Origin of the sequence: Moritella viscosa (genome assembly GCF_900120065.1) — a bacterium.
Taxonomy (GTDB): domain Bacteria; phylum Pseudomonadota; class Gammaproteobacteria; order Enterobacterales; family Moritellaceae; genus Moritella; species Moritella viscosa.
Genome location: NZ_FPLG01000104.1, coordinates 1 through 23,682 on the forward strand (window position 1 = coordinate 1; position 23,682 = coordinate 23,682).

Below are 23,682 nucleotides of genomic sequence, written 5' to 3' on the forward strand. Positions count from 1 at the left end.
TTTTGATGGTGTTAATTCTGCATATTTCAATATCAGTCATAGTGAGTAACATCATGTAGATCCAGAGCGTCGAATTGATGCTCTGAAGATAGTTCAACATGACATTTCTAACGGTGACAAACCTGACATTTCTATCGGGGACCTACATTTGATATTGCGCATTAGAGTCTTTATGTTAAACAGCCGCTCAGAGACGATTTTAGGTTCTGTCGCAAACTCAGATAATCTAGGAATCATATCTGGAGTGTGACTCATCTACATTTGTAATAATAGTTGCGAGAGAACCAACTTTCGTTTATTTTTCACCTGATGTCATTGACGACATCACACCATCTTGCTTTATTAATCCGTGATAGAGCGCTGCACCAATATGCATAAATATCATAGCTAAAAACACTAAGGAGAAAAAACCATGTATTTCTCTAAATAAGCTATATGCATAAATATCTGTCTCAATTAGCTGTGGTAATGTTAACAAATCAAATAAACGCACACTCCGTCCGCCTGCATTTTGCATTAACCAACCTGAAATAGGCATCAAAAGCATTGCACCATACAGTCCTACGTGTGTGGCATGAGCCATAAATACTTGCCATTTTGGCAAGTAACTTGGCAATGCAGGACTTGTTGATGACGCTCTGTTTATTAACCTAATAATCACCAATGTAAATGCTAAAACACCGAACGATTTATGAAGTGAAATAGCCTCTATTTGCCATATAGCTAAGCTTTTCACCATTGATAAGCCTAAGAAGATCATTGATATTATTATTAATGCCATAGCCCAATGCAATAGTCTAGAACGTCTAGAATAACTTGTATTTTTTGTCATGCCATTTATTCCTGTACCGATGTTGGTTTTGTACCGAGTAATGTTTCTCTAGCTCTTCGACGGTAAGATTCTGAATAAGCAGAACTTCTTGCTCGTAATATTGGATCTTCCGTTGCTTCTATACCCTCGGGTAACACCAGCGGATCAAAGTTCTTTTGTGCACATAACCCAGTATTTTGAGCTTCCGAACTGGTTATTACTAACGTGCCGGCATTGATCTGTTTACGTTGATGAGGCCAAGGTATTGTCGGATTATTTTCATCATCTAAATCATCCGCAAGAGTAAAAATCAGAGAGAAATTTACCGTTCCTTTTTTTAACAATGCAGTCAATTGCTCTTGTAATGCATTGGGTGAATTAGTATTAAGCAATGGCATATCACTTGCCAACTGCGGAACAGCAACCCAGCGTGTAGCTTGTTTATTACCTGCATCATCGACAAGATAAAAAGCATTAATGCTATGATAAAGTTCCGTTGAAAAACTGTTTGTTGGTACATAGGTAGACGCCCATTCATTAAACGCTTTGCTTTCTGGATGCGATGCAAAGAACGCTTTAAGTTTACTCGGTTTTATAGCTGGAGGAGATGTTAACGCTTGTAATTGCTCAAAGAATGCTTCGGGTGTCGCAACGGCCATGACCGGAGGCGTGTTCATCGCTACTCGCCATTCTTGATTATCTGTACTTAGTAGAGTGAACGCCATGCTGCGAACTGGCGACTTTAAATCAGGAGCTGTAGGGTTATTTCCGCCAATAGAAAATCGCCCTAAAAATGGGGTTGAACCTTCATCAAACACTTTTGCAAGAGAATAACGATCAAGTGAGCCGTTTGATTCAAATGTACCTGCAATGCAAATACCTTTTGCATGTGCTCGACGAAACCCAGGGTTTGGTGCTTCGCCCTCTTGTAAATTAACAAACTGCTGAGCTGTTACAGTGGACTGATTAAAGACACCTAAAAAATACAGTATTGCAGTAGTGAATAATACCATGATAGAAGCTAGTAATATTCTACGAACAGCGAGCGAACTTACCTGGTAAATCTGTTTAGAGTTATTCAATTTTTAATACCTTATGTTATACATTTTTATTTTTAATAAAAACGTTCGGGAAACCTTCGATTAATCGGAGAATAGAAAATAATTATCAGGTATTTAGGTCGCTAACAACTCAATTTCTTACATGCATATTTTGCTCTATTTTAAAATACCATTCATCACAAAAGCATCACAAAAGAATCACAATACAAATAGACCATATTCGGATCTCGGAAGTATGCTTAATCTACAAGTAGTCCTCAATTGAAGACTAATCTAAATACCTAACCACAGCGCATAACGCATGCTATGTAAGATTAGGCTGTAAAAATGGTTCTCTATGTGAAATCTAGCGAACTAACTCCCACCAAAAATTATTCTAGATGCGTAGCTAGTTAAAATAGATATTACTAGGTAATATCTATTTTATAACCCGAACATGTTAAGGCAAGTTTAAAATGTCATGTTTAGTGGGAGTGAATGGAATCACGCCCCCTACAAAATCTAATGTGTATTACATCGGTTAGTACAACAGCTCTAAGCCACTTTTGTCCAAATATGGTTTAGAGCACTTCATTCTCTACTTCCGTTCCACTGCGCATGACGCTCGTTTAAGATTAAGCACAGATAAAATGGTTCGCTACGTGAAATCTAGCGAGCTAACCTCCCTCCAATCATTATTTCAGGCGCGTAGTTGCCGACCATCAAACATCCTAATGAGATATTCCATATGATTATTTACTTATAAAAAAATTCTATAAATAAATATTTGAAAAAAGATCGGTTTATTATATAAAATAATTCCTAAGAAGAGCGTTTCATTGAAAGGAATAATGTTTCACTGAAAGTCTCTCTTTCAACACCCTGGTTTATTTTATATTGCTTCTTTGGAGGATATATTATGAATACTATCGATTTAACTCCGATTTATCGCAGCACTATTGGCTTTGACAGATTTGTTCCTTTATTTAGTAGTCTATTAGGTGACGATAACAAAGTACCAAATTATCCACCTTATAACATTGAAATTCACGGCGAAGATAAATATTCAATTACTATAGCTGTCGCAGGATTTTCTGAGCATGAACTAGATATTAATGTAGCAAAAGGTGTCCTTACTGTTTCTGGAGATAAAGGATACACAGACGATAATGATAAAGATAAACACAAATTCCTTTATCAAGGTATTGCTAATCGGATGTTTAAACGTAAGTTTAATCTTACCGAAAATGTAGAAGTAACCAGTGCGAGCCTTAATCATGGGTTATTAACGATAAATCTGGTTAAAGAGATACCAGAAGCGATTAAGCCTAAGAAAATAGCCATCAATCAGGAGGTCGAACTTATTAATGATAAAACTAAAAAGGCCGTTTGATTTAGTATAAGGGCAGCTAAGCAGCCCTGTTTATCTAAGATGTTTCGTAAAGCATATGTTCGCTACGTGAAATTTAGCGAACATATACCCATCAAAAACATGTATTGGCTAGTAGCGTGACGCCGTCACGCTACTAGCCAAATTTTTTCTTTAGGAAGTTATCTAACGCGACTTTGTCCTGACAGAAAGATAAGAATAACCGTTCGCAATACTGTGGAATGTTGTTTTCATTATATAAAAAAAGCACTGAACGTATTCACGAACAGTGCTTTTTATTACTATTATTTACTTACATATAAACAATGACGCTTATTTGCTTAACCTTTATAAATCTTCGGGTTAAATGCATCACGTAACCAGTCACCAAGTAGGTTGATTACAAGTACAAGTGTTACCAGTAATACACCTGGGAAGGCTGTGATCCACCAAGCGCCAGAGAAAATATACTTAAAGCCTGTACTGATTAACGCACCTAATGAAGGTTGATCAACCGGTAAACCTAAGCCTAAGAATGACAGTGCTGCTTCTGACATAATAGCATTGGCAATCTGTACCGTTGAGATCACTAGGATAGGGGACAAGCAGTTTGGCAGAATGTGTCTAAACATAATGCGCATTGATTTTAAGCCCATCACTTGCGCTGCTTCAACGTATTCTTTTTGCTTCTCGGCCAATACCGATGCTCGAATAGTACGTGCATACTGAGGCCATTCAGCCACACCAATGATCACCACGAGCATGACGACGGCATATTGGCTAAAGAACTCAGCACCAAAGCTGGCTTTAAAGATAGCCGAAACAATGATCGCCACCATCATGGTTGAGAATGACAACTGTACGTCAGCAAAGCGCATAAGGAAGCTATCAATACGGCCACCGAAGTAACCAGCAGACAGACCAATAACAATACCTAAGACCAATTGTACAGCAACGGCTAAGAAACCAATGGTCAGTGATAAACGCGAACCATAAAGCATGGTTGAGAAAATATCACGGCCTTGATCATCTGTACCTAATAGGAAACGTTCGTCACCGTCTTCTAACCAAGACGGTGGTAACTCTGAATCCATGATATCAATACTGGTAATATCATAAGGGTCTGTTGGTGCAATTAATGGTGCCGCTATCGCTGCGATCAAGAAAGTTAAGAAGATCGCAAAGCTGAACATAGCGACCTTATCTCTTAAGAAATAATAAATAAGATCTGAGTTTTTAAAGCGTTCCCAGCGAGTCGGAACATGAGATGAAGTTATTGTGTTCATACCGATTATCCTTTACCTGTAATGTTCACGGTAGGGTTAATTACCCCATATAACAGGTCAACTAGGGTATTCGTTACCACAAAAATTAAACCAACGAAGATGACATAAGCAGTAATTAAAGGTGTATCTACACGGTTAATCGCTTCTAAGAATAGAAAACCTGTTCCTGGCCACTGAAATACCGTTTCGGTCAAAATTGTGTAGGCAATCATAGTACCGATTTGTACACCACCAACCGTGATAACTGGCAACATGGTATTTTTAAGCGCATGTAGGTAATAAATTTTGTTTAATGATAAGCCTTTTGCTTTTGCAAACTTGATGTATTCCGAGCTTAATGCTTCTAGCATTTCTGAACGAACCAAGCGGATGAAAAGTGGAAGCATAATAGAAGCAAGTGAAAGACTTGGTAAGATTAAATGCAATAAACCATCTTTAGTAAGGAAACCTGTTTCCCAACCCATGATATTAACCGTTTCACCACGTCCGTAAGAGGGTAGCCAGCCAAGTTCGATGGAGAAGATGTACATCAGTATAATAGCAGTAAGAAATACAGGTACAGAGATACCAATGCTACTTACAGCCATAATTATTTTAGTAAGTGTACTTTTGGGATGAATAGCTGAGTAAACTCCTAAAGGAATTGACACAAAAACGATAATTAATGCTGCGCCAAACACTAATTCAAGTGTTGCTTGAAGTTTATCTAAGATAACTTCTGCTGCAGGTCGTTTAAAGAAATATGAAGTGCCGAGGTCACCTTGTACTGCATTAACAAGAAAACGGCTATATTTAGTTATGTAAGGATCATTAAGACCTAGCTCATCACGAAGTGTTTGTCGTTCTGCTTCAGATACAGATTGACCAACTAATTCACGTAATGGATCGCCTAGATTATCTTGAATGGAAAATGCTACCAAACTGATCACGAACATTACTATCAAGGCTTGAAACAGGCGTTTGATCAGAAATGTGAACATTCCTTGTCTCCCAAAGTATTATTAAATTTATAGCATTTATCGCTATATTTTTTGTAAAAATAATCGGTGTTTTTATCAGATTTTTGATAAAAACACCGCATAGTAAAGGTGTACTTAGTTATTTAACGACTAGGTCACCGAAGTACGGGAAGTTTAGCGCGTTTACAATTGGAGCAACTTGTAGAGTCGATTTTGCACCCCAAGCAAGATCTTGCCAATGTAGTGGCACGAAAGCAGCTTCGTCATACAAGATGTTTTCAACACGTTGTAGCATAACACCACGTTTTGCAGTGTCTGTTTCAGCGTTTGCACTGTTTACTAGTTTATCAACTTCAGCGTTTGAGTAGTGACCACAGTTATAAGCACCACGACCTGTTTTTTCATCACGTGTCATTGTTAAGAATTCAGAGAAGTTTGCAGAATCTTCAGTATCTGAATGCCAGCCGATCAGCATCATGTCAGCCGCACAAAGATCAAACTCAGGCCAGTACTGTGCTTTTGGCATTGTTTTTAGATCAACTTTAATGCCGATTTTAGATAGCATTGACGCTGTTGCTTGCGCGATCTTAGCATCATTAACATAACGGTTATTTGGTGCAATCATTGAAAGTTTAAAGCCATTTTCATAACCTGCATCTTTCATTAATTGTTTGGCTTTTTTCAAGTCATAACGTGGCACTAGATCAGCGTCATAGCCTGCATAACCTGCTGGACCTTGTTGGCCTGCTGTGGTGCCGAAGCCTTTCATGATCTTCTTCACAATCGCTTCGTTATTGATTGCATTTACGATAGCTTGGCGTACGCGCACATCTTTAAGCGCAGGGTTGCTGCTTTGGTTCATTTGGAACGTGATGATACGTGTACCAGATACGGTTACTAGATCGATATCTTTCGCGCTTTTCACACGGCGCTGATCATTTGGTGACACAGGGTAAATCATATCAACGTCGCCAGAAAGAAGTGCTGCAACACGTGTTGCATCTTCTTTAATTGGTACAAGCGTTAACTTGTCAACGTTACCTGGAGATTTCTTATCCCAGTATCCGTCAAAACGCTCGAATACAACTTTTACACCTTGCTCACGTGAAGTAATAGTGAAAGGGCCTGTACCAGATACGTGTGTTGACGCATAAGAGCTACCGTGTTTAACGATTGCAGATTTGTCTTTACCGTTTTCTTTACCAGAGTAGAACTTCTTATCCATTGGGAAGATATAAGTTGCAGTCTGTAGTACAAGTGGGTACGGTTCTGAAGAGATGATTTCTACTGTGTAGTCATCAATCTTGGTCATTTTTTCGTATGGAGAGAAAACGTTTTTGAAATCAACTGATAATTTTAGACGGTCGAATGTCCATACAACGTCATCAGCAGTTAGTTGGTTACCAGAGTGGAATTTTACGCCTTTACGTAGGTGAAAACGGAAAGTTGTATCATTTACACGTTCCCATTTTTCAGCGATACGGCCTTCAAAATCGAAATCTTTGGTAAAACGAACCAGCGGATCAAACAGCATGTGCGACATCTGTAATGTACCACCAGATAGTTGCTCATGTGGGTCAAGCGATACAGGATCTGCATCATAAGCAACTGTAATATCTGCTGCTGCTGCGCTAACGCTTAGGCCTGCTGCCATTAGGGCAATGGCGAGTTTGGTCTTTAAGGTTTTCATTTGCATAACTCCTTCATGCTGGGACGTGACTCCCGATGTGTTGTGTTTATTTTTGTTGTTATGTAACGGTTATTTTTTCGTTTAGCTTGCTAGTTTGTCACGTAAGCCTTTAAATTCAGGCATTAACGAAACAAGGTGCTGGCTGTATTCATGTTGTGGGTTGGTGAATAGCTCTTCTGTCGGTGCCACTTCAAGCAGCTTCCCTTTTTGCATTACGCCAACACGGTCACTTACTTGACGAATAACCGGTAAATCATGACTAATGAATAACATAGTTAGATTGAGTTCGTCTTGTAAATCTTTAAGTAAATTAAGAATTTGTGCTTGAACGGATACATCAAGTGCTGATGTTGGTTCATCACAAATTAATAAACGTGGACGTGTTGCTAGTGCACGAGCAATTGAAATACGTTGACGTTGACCGCCAGAGAATTCATGTGGATATTTAACCCCTGCCATTCTACCTAGTCCTACGTGATCCAGTAGATCATGTACGATTTGACGAACTTCAGTTTCAGATGATGCCAATTTGTGGAAACGAATTGGTTCTGAAATAATGTCAAAAACCTTCATTCTCGGATTCATCGACGTATATGGATTTTGGAACACCATTTGCATTTGACGACGAATGGGGCGACGTTCTTTTTCAGATTTTAATGCGGTTAAATCAATGCCTTCAAACGTGATGTTACCTTCATTCGGTGCATAAAGACCGGCAATAACACGTGCAATCGTTGATTTACCTGAACCTGACTCACCGACTAGGCCAAAGGTTTCACCTTCATTAATATGGAAGTTTACTTTGTTCGATGCTTGTACGTATTCACGTTTGCTTTCAAAGAATGAATCTTTAGTCACAAAGCGAAGACTGACATCATTCACAGTCAGCAATGGCCCTGTGTATTCACGTTGATCCTGACTTTGGCCTAACCAGTGGTTTTTAATATCGATTTGCTTCATTTCTTCGGCTTCTTCGATATAGCTTACCAGTGGAAAACGATCTAACTTGATATCAGAGCGAGGTACTGCAGAAATAAGGCTACGAGTATATTCATGCTCAGGATCGCTAAGTACTTGCTTCGTTGGACCAAATTCAACAAGATCACCACGGTACATCACGGCGATTTTATCTGTTACATTTGATACTACGCCCATGTCATGAGTAACGAGCATGCAGCCTACATTTTTCTTGATACACAATTCACGGATCAACGTTAGAATTTGGTCTTGAATTGAAACATCAAGTGCGGTTGTTGGTTCATCGGCAATGATTAAATCTGGTTCACAAGACAATGCGATAGCGATAACCACACGTTGTCTCATACCGCCTGAAAATTGATGCGGGTATTGTTTAATTCGTAATTCAGGCTCAGGAATACCCACTTGTTCCATTAAGGTAAGTGCCCGAGAGAAAGCTTCTTCTTTGCTTACATCAAGATTGGCTAGAATAGTTTCTGTAATTTGACGTTCGATAGTAAAAAGTGGATTTAGTGATGTCATTGGATCTTGGAAAATAAAACCAATTTTTGAGCCACGTACTTTACGCATCTCTTCAGGTGTTAAACCTGATATTTTTTCACCTTCAAGATATACTTCACCGTTAGCAATAACACCCGGTGGACTTAGTAAATCAATAACTGCATTACCCACAGTTGACTTACCTGCGCCTGATTCACCTACCACACCAACAATTTCACCGCGTTCGATAGAAAAAGACAATGATTTCACAGCTGCGTGCACACCATGTCTCGATGGATATTCGATGCGAAGATTTTTTACTTCTAATAAAGACATTACCAGACCCTTATAACTCGATGATTCCCCATCCAGTCTGAAAAATTGATTCCATTCATTATCAGCAGTACATGTCACTGATATGTTACGTGGGTATTAATCTGACAAAAAAACTGCGATAAAGCAACAAAAAAGGCATAAAAATCTAGATCATGTAAGTTTTGTGCACTAAAAGGCAGGTTATCTATAGTTTATTTAGATTTTTAAAAAAAACTTAAGCACAGGATTATAGACTTTCTACGTAAAATTAACCAAAAAGTAATATATTAACTATTTGGTAACACCCTTACTTAATGCTTGAAAAATCCAATTTATGACCGGACCACTGGCTTGATCTCGACGTTTAACAATGCCGATTTCAATTAACAGGGGGTCGGTAATATGTTTAGTTGATAGCTCAGTTATTGCACCTTTATACAATGTATATTAGCAACATGCTTTGGTACTAACGCCCAACCTGTACCACGAATAACTAATTCAGTAATGTAGTAATAACTGTCGATATGACAATGATTCGGAGAGGTCGCTTTGGCTTGCGTAATCCCCATACGATCCCGTCGATTACCGCGCCGTTAGTGTGGCACGATATAAAATAAAGAGAGCAAGAATCTGTAATTATTTCTTGCCAACAGTCTTAGCTAACGCACCTTGTTTGTTTAATATAAAGTGGTCAAAATCGTTGGCTAGAAATAGATTTTTACTATATTCAGTACGTGCTTCATTTTCGATATCAAAGATAGAAGGACTGCTGTTTATTGCGTTTTGATAACGTGGGCTAAAGTGGGTTAACACTAAGTTATCAAGTCCGACATTATTCGCAAACTGTGCTACAAGTTTAGCGTAACTGTGCTGTGGTCCCGAACCTACTTTGATGGCAATATCTTGAGTATATGTTGCTTCATGCACTAATACGTTGGCGGACTTGGCTACTTGAGTGAGCAGTGATGGATCATCGTTATCACCAGAAATGATAATTTTACGTGGTTTTTGAATCGGTAATAAATAGTCTTGTGCGCAAATAATACGACCATTATCGAGTTGTACATCTAACCCTTGTTGTAGTTCGCCCCAAAGTGTCCCGCGAGTGATCTTATCTTGTTCTAACTTCTTAACATTTAACTTATTGCTTAATCTGTTTTCACTGAAACTATAAGCAAAAGAAGATACGCGATGTGACAGTTCAATTGTTTCTACATCAAATTCAATGGCTAAGTCATCGAGTGTATTATTTGGTTCATCAATACACTTATATTTTAATTCATAGTTTAAATTGAGGTGCACCGTAGTTTTCATCAGTTCGATAAAGGTTTTAATCTTTGATGGCCCAATAATCCAAAGTGGTTCGGTTCTGCCTTGCATTGCTGCACTGGCTAATAGTCCAGGCAGACCATAGCAATGATCACCATGGATGTGGGTAATAAAGATCGCCTGTAATTGCGTTAAAGATAGTTTTGTATGCAGTAATTGATGCTGAGTTCCTTCGCCACAATCAACTAAGCACCACAGTTTGGAATTAACCCGATGAATAGCTAGGCCCGATACATTACGGGTTTTGCTCGGCGTACCTGCCGATGTACCTAAAAATACGATTTCCATGATGCTCTACTTTTGTGTTGTTATCGAGATTTAAAATGATTACTTTTTTAACCAAGGTTGCTGTGCAAAACGTTCTTTTAGTAATTGTAAAAAATGTGATGTTCTGGCTGAACGAGAACGGGAATCGGTACCTAACAAGGCCACAATATCAGCACTCGGTAAGCTGTAGTCTGGTAGCAACCGTACTAATGCACCATTATTTAATTCAGGTTGTACATCCCATTCGGATCGCATAATGATCCCATGACCTGCTATCGCCCAGTTTTTTATAACACTGCCTTCATTACTGGTAAAGGTTGGTGTAATACGTATCGATTCCTGTTTTTCGCTATTAGTATGGGTGAAACGCCATAACGTCACATCTTCACTGTTTTCTCGTAACGCAATACAAGTATGATTTTTTAACTTCCGTGGTGACTCTGGTGAACCATGGCGCTTTAGATAATCAGGAGAAGCACACAGAAAACGTTGATTCGGTGCAAGGGTAGCCAGCTTTAATGTTGAGTCCCTCAGTTCTCCAATATAAATGATAATGTCCCATTTATGGCTTTCAGCCCAACTTGGCTTGTCCGAAAGTTCTAATTCGACGGTGAGGTTTGGATGTTGTTGCTGAAACTCACCAACCAAGGGGGCTATGTAATCATTACCAAACCCTAATGGTGCTAATACTTTTAGCGTCCCACTGACTAGGTTTTTTTTATTAGTCATTAACGTTTGTAGTTGGTCCATTTCTGCGAGAATGAATCGGGCTTTATTTTGCAGTAAATAACCTTCTTCGGTCAGGCTTATGCCACGTGCTTGGCGTTGTACCAGCTTAACACTCACTTTAGATTCAATTGCTTGTAGGCGTTGAGTCACTGTCGGCGGCGTCACATTAAGCTTACGTGCAGCCGCAGTTAAAGAGGGTTGAGTCGATATGGTATAGAAAAAACGCAAGTCTTCACTGGTAAGCATTAAGTTCAAACCTAATATGATAGTTAGTAATCGTTAATATTATTCTAAATCTCGATATATCACAATATATGCATTACCAAGCAGATAACTGAATAAAGTGAGTGTAAGGAGCGATTACCGTGTCAATTATAAAAACGATGTCAACTGGAGAGTCTACGTCAATCACAACAAGCTTAGCAAAGATAGACACGCCTTTTTTGCTGATCGACAAAGCTAAGTTTGATACCAATGTTGCTTTTTTAAGAGCTAAATTAGCTCCGCATAATGTGATCTTAAGACCGCATTTGAAAACGATTAAATCTATTGCGGGTGCGAAGCATATACTCGAGGGTTTTGATTCACCAGCCACTGTTTCGACCGTTAAAGAAGCGGAAGTATTTGCAGACGCGGGCTATACCGATCTAATTTATGCTGTCGGTATCTCCCCGCAAAAACTGTCCCGTATTCAAGTACTGCTTAATAAAGGCATCAATATTAGTATTTTACTTGATAGTGTTGCGCAAGCAAAATCGGTAAGTGCATTTTGCCAGACGCACAACATCAAGATCCCGACATTATTGGAAATTGATTGTGATGGTCATCGAGGTGGTATCCAACCTGATGATACACGCTTAGTTGAGATCGCAAGGATCCTTCATCAAGGTGGTGCTGAGTTGCGTGGAGTCCTGACACATGCGGGAGAATCTTATGATTGCATTACTAAAGAAGCATTAGTAGCTGCTGCTGAAGGTGAGCGTCATGCTGCGGTGATTGCTGCCACTCAGCTAATTGAAAGCGGATTTTCTTGTCCTGTGGTGAGTGTTGGTTCGACACCTACTGCTCATTTTACCGAGAACTTGGATGGTGTGACAGAAGTAAGAGCGGGCGTATATACCTTTTTTGATTTAGTCATGTCTGGCATTGGTGTTTGTAAGCCAAGTGATATCGCGTTATCTGTTGTTACCACTGTGATTGGTCATAACGAAGAGAAAAACTGGCTATTTATCGATGCGGGTTGGATGTCATTGTCACAAGACCGGGGGACGCAGTCGCAACGACAGGATTGTGGTTATGGATTAGTGTGTGATAGTGAAGGTAATATTATACCCGGTTTACAAGTCATTGGAGCTAATCAGGAGCATGGCATTATTGTTGCGATTGGTAACGATATTGATGGTGCTAATGATAGCAGAAAGTTACCCGATATAGCGGTAGGCACACAGTTACGTATTTTACCCAATCATGCTTGCGCCACCGCAGCCATGCATGCGGGTTATTATGTAGCAGACACAGAGCAGGTTGAACTTGATTACTGGGCTAGAATTCAGGGTTGGTAGTAATACTAATCATATAAAGGAAGATAAAAGAATATGAAATATATAAGTGAAGTATTGTCGAGTCAATTAATTAGTCATGAGCTGGCATTCAATGCGGTCTCTGCTGCATTTATTGCGGCAAGTGAACAAGCTAAATTATTCCCTGTTGTGATTGCAGAAGGGGATGCTGAAAATACTATTTTTTCACTTAAATCGGCTAACACAGCAGAACTAGTGGGTTGGAAAGTAGGGAGTTATTGGCCGGGTAATATTGAGAAAAACATACCATGCCATGCGTCTACGATCTTTTTATTAGATCAAGAGACTGGGCGACTAGATGCCGTGATAGAAGGAAGTACTGTTAATGCTTACCGTACGTCGGCAGCAGATGCGGTTGCCGTATCGGTATTAGCGCGTGAAGACGCGAGTTGTGTCGCTATTTTTGGCACTGGTCATCAGGCGTTTTATGAATGTGTTGCAGTTTGCCGTGTTCGTGATATTCGTATTGTGCTTGTGGTTGGCCGTAATAATGATAAAGCACAAGGCATGGTTGAGAAACTAATGGGTGTAGGCATTGATGCTCAAGTAACAGGGGCTGAAGAAGCTTGTCGCGCCGCGGATATTATCATTACAGCGACGACTGCGCGTGAAGCTCTATTTTCTGCAGAATGGGTGCAAGCGGGTACGCATATCTCGGCAATGGGAGTCGATACAAAAGGTAAACAAGAATTACCTCCGGCCTTGTTTGATAACGCTGGTTTATATTGTGATTTTTCGTCACAGTCGGTAGTTATTGGTGAATTTCAGCACGGGAATAAAGAAATGGGGGCAAATCAATTAACCATGATTGGTGATGTCTTATCTGGACGTACAAAAGGGCGTGTCAATAATACTGATATTACTATTTTTGATAGTTCCGGTATTGCGGTACAGGATTTGTTTATAGGTCAGCATTTACTTACTGCCGCAACTGAGGCCGGTCATGTGATTTCATGTTAATCTATATTAACGTGTTGAAGTAGGGCATGTTTATAGGTATTTTTTTTGCCAAACTGTATACATTAATAATGTCATAATGGTGAGTACAATAGTCAGTTTGTTCATTAATGAAAATGGGGCAAGTAATAGACTAGAGATAACTTCAATACTTATGATAGTTATGATCATGATAACTGTCTGTGATGTTTTTAATTTTGATAGTACATAAGCGCCTAGTGGTGCTCCTATTGACACTATTGGCGCTGATGCCCACCAACTTCCGACGACAAATTCATTTGGTGTACTGGTTAAAAGAAGCCAAATACTGGCATAAACTGAGTTAATTGCCATAAAACAAACTGTTGTCGGTATACTGTCTTTAGCACAATGTTGACAAATAAAAACCAAATAAAAATATAATATAGCATCACAGCCCGAACCGATTTTTGCAGTGAGTAATCCTCCTAGAAACCCAAACAAAACGGCCCAGTAAAGTGATTTCATTTTTTCCAAATACGGATTTTGTTTTTTCCACAAAATGATGAATGCACAAAAAACGATAAATTCAGAAAAAATAAAGCGTGCAGTTATATTCTCTAACGAAATAAATATTAAACTGAGCGGTAATGAGACAAAACTCCCGATACAAGCGTATCGAATTACTTTCCAGTTAATCATGGTATTTCGGCTAATAAAAAAGAGTGACGCGAATGTCATCCCTACTGATTGAATTAACAAGCTAAAGAAACTCGCGTCACTGCTACTTACCTGCATTAATTTTGTAAACACAGGGAAAGCGACAGCCCCACCACCAAGCGGTGTTGCACCTGCCACAAAAGATCCTGCAATCATGGTAATACTACTTTGCCAGTAATCTTGAAATACCAACACTATACTTTGATTACCAAGCAATAATATCCAGATTAACCAGAATAATAATAGCGGTATCCAATAAATCATTGAACGATTAATCTCAATGAGTTTTAGTTGGTTATCGGCAATAACTTTCATCGTTAAACCTTATATAAATTTGCAATATAAATAGTGTGAAGAGGATGCCACACTGATCTGTGGACAGCTCGCGCTTAATTTGGGGCTATGACCAAAGACAGAGCATTTCAATGCTTTCTGGTAGGTTGATTTCTTTTTGAATGATACTTGCAACTCTTGCAAGGTGTTGAGGCTCGACAATAGTTTCGTGGTCAGCATCAATTTTGTATTGATTCACCTCTCTGGCGAATTTATCCCAGCCACTATATGCTTTATCTACTTGGAAAAAATGATTTGCGATGTGATCTTTATCTAAATCATCTAAGGGTGAAAATAAGTTTGTGGCTTTAATTAACACCAACTTTACGGGAAGTTTTGTCGTTGGGTAATAGCTAAATAATAACCCCATTTCTATTTTAGCCAGTTCTAATAAACGTTTATTGTCAGTATCTTTAAATTCAAAATATTCAAGGAAGTTTTTCGCATCTTTATAGGTGACACCTTCTTTTTTAGCGTCTGATGCGGGTAACACAGAATCAACTAAATAGACCCCTTCAACTGTTTCGCCCATATTGATTAGCTGGTGGGCTATTTCATAAGAGATATTCCCGCCCAATGAATAACCACCAAGGAAATAAGGACCATGAGGTTGAACGACTTTTATATAGTCGACATACCGTTTGGCTAACGAACGTAAATCAGTTTCAGGTGCTTCTAAGTGGTTAAAGTTGTATGACTCCACGCCATAAAAGGGCTGGTCTTGGTCAAATTCGTTCACCATGCCTTTATATAACTCCGATCCCGTCATACTCGGGTGAATGAAAAAGAGTGGTGGTTTCAAACCATTTGACTGAAAGGTCGCGATTGGTTTGAACTCAAGATTATGACTATTGGTTTCGAGCAAAAATGAAGCTTGGTCTGCAATGGTTCTATAGACCAGTAACAGCGACACGTTTATTTTTAAATTCAGAGTGGTATTGATTTTTACGGCGAGTGTGATGGCAAGTAGTGAGTTACCACCGATCTTGAAAAAATCATCGTGAGTACTGATTTGTTCAAACCCTAACACCGACTGCCAGATATTAAGTAATGAGGACTCAACGTTTGTATGAGGCGTTATGCAATCCTGCTTTTCTTGTCGAGATTCTGGATCGGGTAAGAGGTTGCGATCTACCTTACCATTATTGGTGAGTGGAAATGCTTTTTGCCATACAAAGTAGTTGGGTACCATGTATTCGGGTAAACTCTGAGATAAAAAATTAATACATTTATCAATATCAAGTTCTTGGTTAGCGACATAGTACACAACCAGATATTTTGACGCGCTATTATCTTTAGCTGAGTCCGATTGATTAGCCATTCTGTTTTTAGCCAGTACGCAGACTTGTTTGATATCAGGGTAGCTTAACAGTGTATTTTCCAGTTCACCAAGCTCGATACGGTGTCCACGGATCTTGACCTGAAAATCGTTACGGCCAATATATTCTATATTACCGTTCTCTAAGTAGCGAACGAGATCGCCGGTTTTATACAGCTTACTGTGGGTTCTGCTTGTGTTTGAAGGATTAAATGGATCGGGGATAAAGCGCTCGTTGGTTAGTTGAACTTTATTTAAATAACCACGCGCGAGGCCGACACCTGAAATATACAACTCACCGGTAACGCCTTTGTCTACTGGCGATAAGTTTTCGTCAAGAATATAAACCGAGGTATTTTGTATTGCCCCCCCAATGGTTGATGGTAAGTCACCTGATTTAAAATGATGCACTGTTGCACATACTGTCGATTCACTTGGACCGTAAGCATTGATCAACTGTCGACCCTTACTCCATATCAGCATGACATCTTTGGTGCAGGGTTCACCCGCTACAATCAGTGTTTTTAAATAAGGTAATTCAGGGCAATCCGTTAATGATATTTGAGCCAATAATGAAGGTAAGATGGTTGCCACTGAAACGCGTTCGGAATGTAAGCTATTGGTGAGTAAAACTGGGTCTCGTTTTACGTCGTCAGTGACCATTACGAGTCTTGCACCGTGCAGTAATGCACTAAAAATTTCACATACCGAAGCATCAAATGTGATTGGCGAGAATTGTAAAATAACACTGCTCTCATCGATATTAAAATCATTTTTTCGAGAACATGCTAAATTAATGACGCTGTGATGCTCAATCATGACTCCTTTGGGTTTACCCGTCGTACCAGAGGTATAGATTATATAAGCCAAGTCAGTAGACTTATTATAAAGCGGTAAATCCTGAATACTTTCATTTTGGTGATGAGCTGAATCTAAAGTGATAAGGTGCGGAAACTCTTTTTTTAGTGTATCAATATCATTGAGTAAGGCGTTGGTTAGCTTATCAGCCTGTGTTGAGTGCGTGAGTATTAATTCGCATTGGGTATCATTTAACAGATAGCTGATGCGTTGTTCAGGATCGTTTATATTGATAGGCACATAAACGGCACCTGCTTTCATTATTGCGAGTATAGCAACAAGCATATCGACGCTTTTATCTAAAAATATAGCAATGAGGGTATCAGGTTCTAGTTTATCTCCTTTTGCGGCGAAGTATTCTTTACGTATGTGACGGGCTAATTGGTTTGAACGTATGTTCAGTTCTATATATGTGATCACCTGTCCTTCAAATGTAACCGCGATATTGTAAGGCGTTTTTTCTACTTGTTCTTGAAACACTTGATAGATCGTTTTGTTGTTTGGATACGGGACTTCAGCATGATGTAAATTGCTAAAAGAATCATTCTTGCTTTCACCTGCGATTAGGTACTCTTGAATAGACATAGACAGCTCCTGGTTCGATCTTACTTACCACTGACGGCTGCAACGAGTAGTAAGTAAGACTTTTAATACGTTATCAACTCTTTATGATTAACTGAAAAGGCTAGTTTGAGTGATTAGTTTAATTGTACTGCTAATGATTGAATTTCAAGTGCCGTTATAATGTGCTCTGCAATATACTTGGCGTGTTCTCCCGCACCGTATAGCAGGCCTGTTTTATTCAGGTCTATGTTGTTTAAGCCAACAAAACAGAGTCCGTCACAAGTGGTAATTCCGCGGTTGGTATCGGGATAACCGTATTCATCAAAAACATTTTCATTGATCCAGCTATAATCAAATCGATAGCCTGTCGCCCAGATTATTGTGTTAATGTTTTCTTCTTTGATCTGTAGAGAAGTGGGAGCGTTGGCATGATCTGCCCTTGGTGGTTCAATATAGTCAGACTCCGGAGCATCTATCTTTGTGTCTAAAATATATTGGTCAATCTTATCTTTCCAATCGGCGTATGCAGCTTCGTTAAATTGCATATTTTCAGCTACGGTATCAGAGAATATTAACTTTCCGTTTGATACCTCGGTTAGCCGACCGAGAAGAATAAGGCCTTGATTCATTAGCGCGGATAAGTGAATAGTACTACCGCCATTCTTGCCTGTAATTTGTGGACTTGCTGGAAAACGTCCATTCATCTCTTTAAGTGAGGCACTTTTTTTATCTAACAGTCCAATCAACCGTGCCCACTGTGAAATATCTTTACCACGATATCGACGCTGAGATTTAGGGACTTTACTGGTAGTACAGAAGACCTTATGTCCATATTCGATCAGCTCTTGTGTTATCTGAGCTCCTGATTGCGCGGTGCCGACCACTAATACGCTGCCTTCTGGTAATGATTGCGGATTTTTGTAATTGCTTGAGTGTAGCTGCAAGATTGAGTTTGGTATATTTGAGGCGACACTTGGAATACTTGGTTGGTTAAAGGTACTGGTTGCGATGACCACTTTTTTACACAATAGCGTATCGTTATCTGTGATTACTTCAAAGATACCCTCATCATTTTTAAATACCTTTGTCGCTGTTATACCAAACTTGACAGGGGCGCTAAATGAAGCTGCAAAATCCTCGATGTATTGGCATACCTGTTCTTTATTTAAGAACGCATCATCGCTAAATTGAGCACAAGGAAAGTCAGGCAGTTGGTTCATGCTGTTAGGGGTTACGAGGGTAAAAGAATCCCACTTACGGTTTCTCCAAGAAGAAGCGAGTACATCGTCTTTTTCAATAATAAGGTGGTTTATTTTTTGCTGCGTTAAGTAGTAACTAACAGAAAGCCCAGCTTGTCCTGCGCCGATAATAACTACGTCATAGAAAGTTTTCATTTTGTGATCCTTGTTTAAATATGTTTAGTTGATGACACAAGTTAATGTGGCTCTCATTGAGTTATTAACGGCTCGAATTGAGCTGCATATTGGCGTAAAGGGTGAGCATCATGTGTCATGCTTAGCCCTTGTATTTTTGCTTTATTTTGATTGATGTTGTCAAATGCTTCGGCGATGTAATCGAGGTGACTCTGTGTGTAAACGCGTCTTGGGATAGCGAGTCTAACGATTATCTTTTCTGAGTTATTTTTAGTTTTGGCACTGCTATCGAGTTTGACTGAGCTAATTTCACAAGCTCGAATACCAGCTTCTTCGTAAAGCGCCCTGTTAAGTACTTGTCCTGGATAAGCTGATTCAGGGATATTCGGGAACATCGCTTGGACATCAATATATATGGCATGGCCGCCAAAGGGTTGTAAAACAGGAATACCTATTTTATTGAGCGCATCGCCTAAATATTTGACACTGTTAATTCTATATTTTAAGTAATCTTCATCGATACCTTCTTCAATGCCAATTGCCATTGCATGCAAGTCTCGCCCAGCTAATCCTCCGTAAGTGACAAAACCTTCGGTTAAGAGTAATTGGTCCATTGCCTTTGCTGCCCATTGGTCATCGTTGAGCGCTAACCAGCCACCGGTATTGACTAGCGCATCCTTTTTGGCACTCATGGTCATACCATCAGCGTAAGAAAACATCTCTACAACAATGTTTTTGATACTGATATTTTTGTATTCTTCTTCATTACATTTTATTAAATAGGCATTTTCGGCAAATCGACAGGCATCAAAAAATAGTGGAATATCATAGGATTTGCATAATTCGCTGGTTTGACGAATGTTAGCCATAGACACGGGTTGGCCTCCGACTGCATTATTGGTGATAGTGAGCATGACTAAGGGAATATCTTGTTGTGATGTTTCGAGTAGCGAAGCCAACTTGGAAATATCCATGTTGCCTTTAAAAGGGTGTGGGCTAGCAGGATCTTTAGCTTCACCAATGACTAAATCAATAGGCACGGCATTGGCCTGAGAGAAATTTTCACGAGTTGTATCGAAGTGTGAATTGTTGGGAATTATACTGCCATTTTGAGATACGACACAGGCTAAAATACGTTCCGCTGGTCGACCTTGATGCGTTGGCAGGACATGTTTAAACGGCATATACTTTTGTACTGCAGCGACAAATTTATAATAAGAAGGGGAACGAACATAACTTTCATCACCAAGGTGTAAGCCAGCCCATTGCTCAGAGCTCATTGCTGTAGTACCTGAGTCGGTTAATAAATCAATTAATACATCGTCTGAGTTTAATAGCACCACATTATAATGAGCGTCTTTTAATAAGCGCTTGCGTTGTGCTTCAGTTGTCATTTTTAAACGCTCAACACTTTTAATGCGAAACGGTTCAATAATTGTTTTCATAGGTGTGGCCCCCTACAGATTGAGTTTTGTAATTTAAAATAAATCTGAAGACTACAAGCGCCAAGCGCATACTTTCAGAATCTTAATTGCTACTTATCAAGGTTTAGTATTTAACCCGCTTTCTCCGTTTTGGCGTAAGCAGCTGCAATATTGTCAGAATATTGTCTAAAGGTCGTTTCATTATCAGCATTGTAAAATTTGCTATGCGTTGATTGTGGTGGCGGTTTCATTTTGAATGCATCACGTGGGTTCGCAAAGAAAGGCATAGAGCTACGTTCGCTCGTTTCAATGTTTTCGGTAGGACCTGTCACGGCATGCATAACGGGTTTGATTCGCCCATTACTGAGCGAGTTCATTGTTTCTCCGACCATGATCACGATCGTGCCGCGAATAGCTGGAACTCCAATATAGCCATCACCAGATTCAACCTTTAATCCCACGTGACCATTTTCAGAAGGGAGCTGTGTTAGTAAGGTTACCGAAGATGCATCCGCATGTGTCACCATTCGGGCTTTACCGAGCGGTTTTTCAGGGTAGTAACATTGGCAATGCAATACTGTATCTTCACCTTGGAATAAGTTTTGCCATTGGTCATGAGACTTCAAATCAAGTGCTTCACCGATGCAATCAAGTACTTGATCGGAAATTTCGGATAATTTGAGCTGCATTTTTTCATAGGCATCTGAGAATTCAGTATTGGGAGCGACATTTTTAATTGGGCCCCAAGCATATTTGGTGTATTGGTTAATGGCTTTACCGCCATTGAGAGAGTTTTCGTATGCGCCTGCACCGTAAGCTGAGTAGCCGCGTAAAATTAGAGGCAACTCTGGGTGAGCCATTTTTGCTTTTTCTTTCTCTGGTTGATTAAAGAAATGACGCGTTATATTAAATACTGATTCAACTTCACTTTCTGGAATACCAAAGTTTTTGATATAAAAAGGGAGGTTATTTTCTAATGCTGATTTTAGAGATGTTAACCCTTTACCGGCACGAAGTTCCTGTAGATCAAAAATACTAACCTGATCGGGAAGGCTGGCTTCTTTGCTCCAATTTAGTTGATTAAAATCCAAGATCCCAAAATCGGGTTCTGTGATTGCGGTTGATTTTTGTTTGTTAATTGTCGACGTTCTCATAGTATACTTCTCCTGAATATTGCGATTACTGAAGGTGATTAATAAAGATGATTAATATTTAGGGTCTGCTTTTATGATGCCTAATGTCGCCAACCCTCTGGTTAATAAGGTATAAGTGGTAAGCACAGCAGCTTCGATGAGGTTAAAAGCAATGGGGACATTAAAAATGCTTTTCTTTGCTTTATCATAATTACTGTGTGGGCCATATAATCGATAAAACGATGGCATTTGCGAACCAACCCATAACCGATAGGTTAAGATTGGATTTAAGAAGGTGGATAAGCGCCAAGGTGAGCATCCAATGACTTTAGAAAAATCAGCCATGTAGCCAGTGTAGTGAACAAGTGAGCGTACATTACGGTTTTTAAAATACACTTCGTCTTCATAAAATGCTTGTTGTGCGATGAGCTGTTTAAGTTTGTGCATTTCTGGTAGTTGTTTTTTACCGCTGCAAAGTAAAGCAAAATAGCGGCTTTGCATTTCAGAGCAGGCTGGTACACCACCTACGGCTGGTCTAGCCCAACCGATAAAGACGATATCACAGCCTAAATCGGGATGGATCATATGTTTATAAAGTTGTCTCATGTCTGGTAATTTTATATCTTCGAGAAAATCGAACTTATCTGTATAACCAGTATTTAACATTATCATATCAATGCTTTCTTTATGACCATCGTTAAAAGCGACATAGTCCTCACCTAAGTAATCAATACCTGAGGTATTCACTGCCATTTTGTTGTCGACGATCCTATCGACAAAGACGTCACTTTTTAGGTTAAAGTAATTAAAGTAGTTGCCCGCTTTTAAGTTCCAATCGGCGAATGCTCTGGTTTTTTCTTCTTTACCAAATTTCTTCATCGCCTTGAACTGTAATTTCATTCTGGCGTTACCTGCGGATACTGGCATCGCGTATAGGAAATGCGAGGTGTAAGCGTCACTTGGGTGCTCTTTAGCTAAAGGAAAACGCTCTACAGAAGGTTGACGTTGACGTAGAGAAAGCATGCATTTACCTGCGACGCCCGCTATTTCACTTGCTACATCAACACCTGTCTCGCCCATACCTATGCACAAGGCAGATCTGCCAGTATATGGCTTAGAATTTTTATAAAATGCTGAGTGGTAAACATCGCCTTTGAACGTTTCCAGTCCTTTTATATCAATGTATTTTGGTACGCGGCTGCTACCTGTACATACCGCAATAGCATCAAAAGTGAATGATGATACTTGCGTTTCATCATGTGTAGATCTGACGTCAACATGAAACTTACCGTTATCTAATTTTTTAACATTATTGACGGCATTTTCATATGTTATGTGTTGGTCTAGGCTGAAATGTTTAGTGAAATCTAATAAGTATTCTTGATATTCCCGCGCAGACCAGAATTTTCTTTGTTCACTTAACGCTGGTGGGTAGCTTGAGTAAGCCATCATATAATTTGATATTGTTAACATCGTTGAGTCATACGAACCTGATATCTCTACATTATCACTGCAATAAAAGTTGCCGCCAGGTTTGTCTAACGTTTCAAAGCAAGTGACTTGATGTCCTTCATCGAGTAACTCTTTAATTGCAACTAATCCAGAACAACCCGCACCGATGACACATATATTTTTTTGTTGTGTTTGCATAATAATCCTTTTAGACATAGCCCCACAAAAAGGGATGAAAAGTAATTAATCAGCACATCTAATTTTGATAAATATAAAAAACATGCTCTTAGTCATAAGTTATTACGTAATTAATTTTGCCATGAATATATTTCAAAATTGTTACGTTATTTATTAATGTGCTTATGAATTAATAAAGTCAAGTTTAAATTTTTATTAAATTAAATTGAACTTAGTCCTATTTAGATTTGTCCCTGTTATTATTTACACTTAAAGGTTGGTTAATTAAATTGATTTTAAATCAACGTCTTACATTACCTTGTTACTTTGTTGATCACTTGGGTTTAATTATTGCGCATTTTAAATGCTCATAAATAATTATCAAAAAATATATTTCATAAATATTATTTAAATAAATTTTTATATTGATAGTGTTGACAAAATGTTGTCATTCGGTAGTGTTGACGAAGCGGCATAATTAGTAGTTGGTTATTGTATGGTTTTTGATAGCGTGACTGGAAAAGTTCAGGGTGGGAGAGAGAAAGACATAATGAATGCTGCCATTACATTGCTAGGGGAAAT

General features: G+C 39.1%; 18 protein-coding genes. 3 read left to right on the top strand and 15 right to left on the bottom strand.

Translation table 11 applies throughout. From position 1 onward, the window contains the following. Window positions 1-295 precede the first annotated feature (295 nt). Together BT797_RS16260 and BT797_RS16265 are read right to left on the bottom strand one after the other, a co-directional pair. On the bottom strand, window positions 296-832 hold the full coding sequence (locus tag BT797_RS16260; RefSeq protein ID WP_045111053.1) for a cytochrome b: 537 nt from the start codon (window positions 830-832) through the stop codon (window positions 296-298). 5 nt (window positions 833-837) lie between these two features. Then, the gene (locus BT797_RS16265) at window positions 838-1,893 is read right to left on the bottom strand and encodes a catalase family peroxidase (protein ID WP_244893726.1); all 1,056 of its coding nucleotides are present in this window, start codon (window positions 1,891-1,893) and stop codon (window positions 838-840) included. 877 nt (window positions 1,894-2,770) lie between these two features. Between BT797_RS16265 and BT797_RS16270 the strand changes: the two genes are divergently transcribed. Next, window positions 2,771-3,244, top strand: coding sequence for an Hsp20 family protein (locus BT797_RS16270; RefSeq protein ID WP_075472797.1), 474 nt, complete (start codon window positions 2,771-2,773; stop codon window positions 3,242-3,244). Window positions 3,245-3,561: 317 nt separating this feature from the next. Here BT797_RS16270 and BT797_RS16275 read toward each other — a convergent pair whose 3' ends face one another. From BT797_RS16275 to BT797_RS16305, 7 genes are all read right to left on the bottom strand, one after another. Further along, complete coding sequence (locus BT797_RS16275; protein WP_045111051.1) at window positions 3,562-4,506, bottom strand: ABC transporter permease; 945 nt, start codon at window positions 4,504-4,506, stop codon at window positions 3,562-3,564. A gap of 5 nt (window positions 4,507-4,511) precedes the next feature. Continuing rightward, window positions 4,512-5,486 carry an ABC transporter permease gene (locus BT797_RS16280; protein ID WP_045111050.1) on the bottom strand — a complete coding sequence of 325 codons (975 nt, stop codon included), beginning with the start codon at window positions 5,484-5,486 and terminating at the stop codon, window positions 4,512-4,514. A gap of 118 nt (window positions 5,487-5,604) precedes the next feature. Next, window positions 5,605-7,155, bottom strand: a complete 1,551-nt coding sequence (locus BT797_RS16285; protein WP_045111049.1) for an ABC transporter substrate-binding protein — start codon at window positions 7,153-7,155, stop codon at window positions 5,605-5,607. An 81-nt stretch (window positions 7,156-7,236) separates the two neighbouring features. After that, a complete protein-coding gene (locus BT797_RS16290) occupies window positions 7,237-8,949 on the bottom strand; it encodes a dipeptide ABC transporter ATP-binding protein (protein ID WP_045111048.1) in 1,713 nt (570 codons plus the stop codon). 401 nt (window positions 8,950-9,350) lie between these two features. Continuing rightward, on the bottom strand, window positions 9,351-9,497 hold the full coding sequence (locus tag BT797_RS24700) for a hypothetical protein (RefSeq protein WP_244534209.1): 147 nt from the start codon (window positions 9,495-9,497) through the stop codon (window positions 9,351-9,353). Between the two features lie 67 nt (window positions 9,498-9,564). Next, window positions 9,565-10,545, bottom strand: a complete 981-nt coding sequence (locus tag BT797_RS16300) for a ribonuclease Z (RefSeq protein WP_045111047.1) — start codon at window positions 10,543-10,545, stop codon at window positions 9,565-9,567. Between the two features lie 39 nt (window positions 10,546-10,584). Continuing rightward, on the bottom strand, window positions 10,585-11,499 hold the full coding sequence (locus BT797_RS16305) for a LysR family transcriptional regulator (RefSeq protein WP_045111046.1): 915 nt from the start codon (window positions 11,497-11,499) through the stop codon (window positions 10,585-10,587). A gap of 137 nt (window positions 11,500-11,636) precedes the next feature. On the opposite strand from BT797_RS16305, the gene BT797_RS16310 reads away from it, so the two are divergent. Both BT797_RS16310 and BT797_RS16315 read left to right on the top strand, forming a co-directional pair. Continuing rightward, complete coding sequence (locus BT797_RS16310) at window positions 11,637-12,815, top strand: DSD1 family PLP-dependent enzyme (RefSeq protein ID WP_045112601.1); 1,179 nt, start codon at window positions 11,637-11,639, stop codon at window positions 12,813-12,815. Between the two features lie 33 nt (window positions 12,816-12,848). Continuing rightward, window positions 12,849-13,793, top strand: coding sequence for an ornithine cyclodeaminase family protein (locus tag BT797_RS16315; protein WP_045111045.1), 945 nt, complete (start codon window positions 12,849-12,851; stop codon window positions 13,791-13,793). A 30-nt stretch (window positions 13,794-13,823) separates the two neighbouring features. Here BT797_RS16315 and BT797_RS16320 read toward each other — a convergent pair whose 3' ends face one another. The 6 genes from BT797_RS16320 to BT797_RS16345 form a co-directional block, all read right to left on the bottom strand. Then, window positions 13,824-14,783, bottom strand: a complete 960-nt coding sequence (locus BT797_RS16320; RefSeq protein ID WP_082287457.1) for a sulfite exporter TauE/SafE family protein — start codon at window positions 14,781-14,783, stop codon at window positions 13,824-13,826. Between the two features lie 85 nt (window positions 14,784-14,868). Further along, window positions 14,869-17,562, bottom strand: a complete 2,694-nt coding sequence (locus tag BT797_RS16325; RefSeq protein WP_075472799.1) for a non-ribosomal peptide synthetase — start codon at window positions 17,560-17,562, stop codon at window positions 14,869-14,871. A 113-nt stretch (window positions 17,563-17,675) separates the two neighbouring features. Beyond that, the gene (locus BT797_RS16330; RefSeq protein WP_045111042.1) at window positions 17,676-18,935 is read right to left on the bottom strand and encodes a flavin-containing monooxygenase; all 1,260 of its coding nucleotides are present in this window, start codon (window positions 18,933-18,935) and stop codon (window positions 17,676-17,678) included. Window positions 18,936-18,988: 53 nt separating this feature from the next. Continuing rightward, on the bottom strand, window positions 18,989-20,359 hold the full coding sequence (locus tag BT797_RS16335) for a tryptophanase (protein ID WP_075472801.1): 1,371 nt from the start codon (window positions 20,357-20,359) through the stop codon (window positions 18,989-18,991). A gap of 110 nt (window positions 20,360-20,469) precedes the next feature. After that, window positions 20,470-21,492 (bottom strand): 2OG-Fe(II) oxygenase family protein, encoded by a 1,023-nt coding sequence (locus BT797_RS16340; protein WP_045111040.1) that lies wholly within the window; start codon window positions 21,490-21,492, stop codon window positions 20,470-20,472. Window positions 21,493-21,543: 51 nt separating this feature from the next. Then, window positions 21,544-23,121 (bottom strand): NAD(P)-binding domain-containing protein, encoded by a 1,578-nt coding sequence (locus BT797_RS16345; protein ID WP_075472803.1) that lies wholly within the window; start codon window positions 23,119-23,121, stop codon window positions 21,544-21,546. Window positions 23,122-23,682: the final 561 nt, after the last annotated feature.

Coding starts and splice junctions, on each gene's coding strand:
- BT797_RS16260 (WP_045111053.1), bottom strand. CDS start 832: ATGACAAAAAATACAAGTTATTCTAGACGTTCTAGACTATTGCATTGG.
- BT797_RS16270 (WP_075472797.1), top strand. CDS start 2,771: ATGAATACTATCGATTTAACTCCGATTTATCGCAGCACTATTGGCTTT.
- BT797_RS16275 (WP_045111051.1), bottom strand. CDS start 4,506: ATGAACACAATAACTTCATCTCATGTTCCGACTCGCTGGGAACGCTTT.
- BT797_RS16280 (WP_045111050.1), bottom strand. CDS start 5,486: ATGTTCACATTTCTGATCAAACGCCTGTTTCAAGCCTTGATAGTAATG.
- BT797_RS16285 (WP_045111049.1), bottom strand. CDS start 7,155: ATGAAAACCTTAAAGACCAAACTCGCCATTGCCCTAATGGCAGCAGGC.
- BT797_RS16290 (WP_045111048.1), bottom strand. CDS start 8,949: ATGTCTTTATTAGAAGTAAAAAATCTTCGCATCGAATATCCATCGAGA.
- BT797_RS24700 (WP_244534209.1), bottom strand. CDS start 9,497: ATGGGGATTACGCAAGCCAAAGCGACCTCTCCGAATCATTGTCATATC.
- BT797_RS16300 (WP_045111047.1), bottom strand. CDS start 10,545: ATGGAAATCGTATTTTTAGGTACATCGGCAGGTACGCCGAGCAAAACC.
- BT797_RS16305 (WP_045111046.1), bottom strand. CDS start 11,499: ATGCTTACCAGTGAAGACTTGCGTTTTTTCTATACCATATCGACTCAA.
- BT797_RS16310 (WP_045112601.1), top strand. CDS start 11,637: ATGTCAACTGGAGAGTCTACGTCAATCACAACAAGCTTAGCAAAGATA.
- BT797_RS16315 (WP_045111045.1), top strand. CDS start 12,849: ATGAAATATATAAGTGAAGTATTGTCGAGTCAATTAATTAGTCATGAG.
- BT797_RS16320 (WP_082287457.1), bottom strand. CDS start 14,783: ATGAAAGTTATTGCCGATAACCAACTAAAACTCATTGAGATTAATCGT.
- BT797_RS16325 (WP_075472799.1), bottom strand. CDS start 17,562: ATGTCTATTCAAGAGTACCTAATCGCAGGTGAAAGCAAGAATGATTCT.
- BT797_RS16330 (WP_045111042.1), bottom strand. CDS start 18,935: ATGAAAACTTTCTATGACGTAGTTATTATCGGCGCAGGACAAGCTGGG.
- BT797_RS16335 (WP_075472801.1), bottom strand. CDS start 20,359: ATGAAAACAATTATTGAACCGTTTCGCATTAAAAGTGTTGAGCGTTTA.
- BT797_RS16340 (WP_045111040.1), bottom strand. CDS start 21,492: ATGAGAACGTCGACAATTAACAAACAAAAATCAACCGCAATCACAGAA.
- BT797_RS16345 (WP_075472803.1), bottom strand. CDS start 23,121: ATGCAAACACAACAAAAAAATATATGTGTCATCGGTGCGGGTTGTTCT.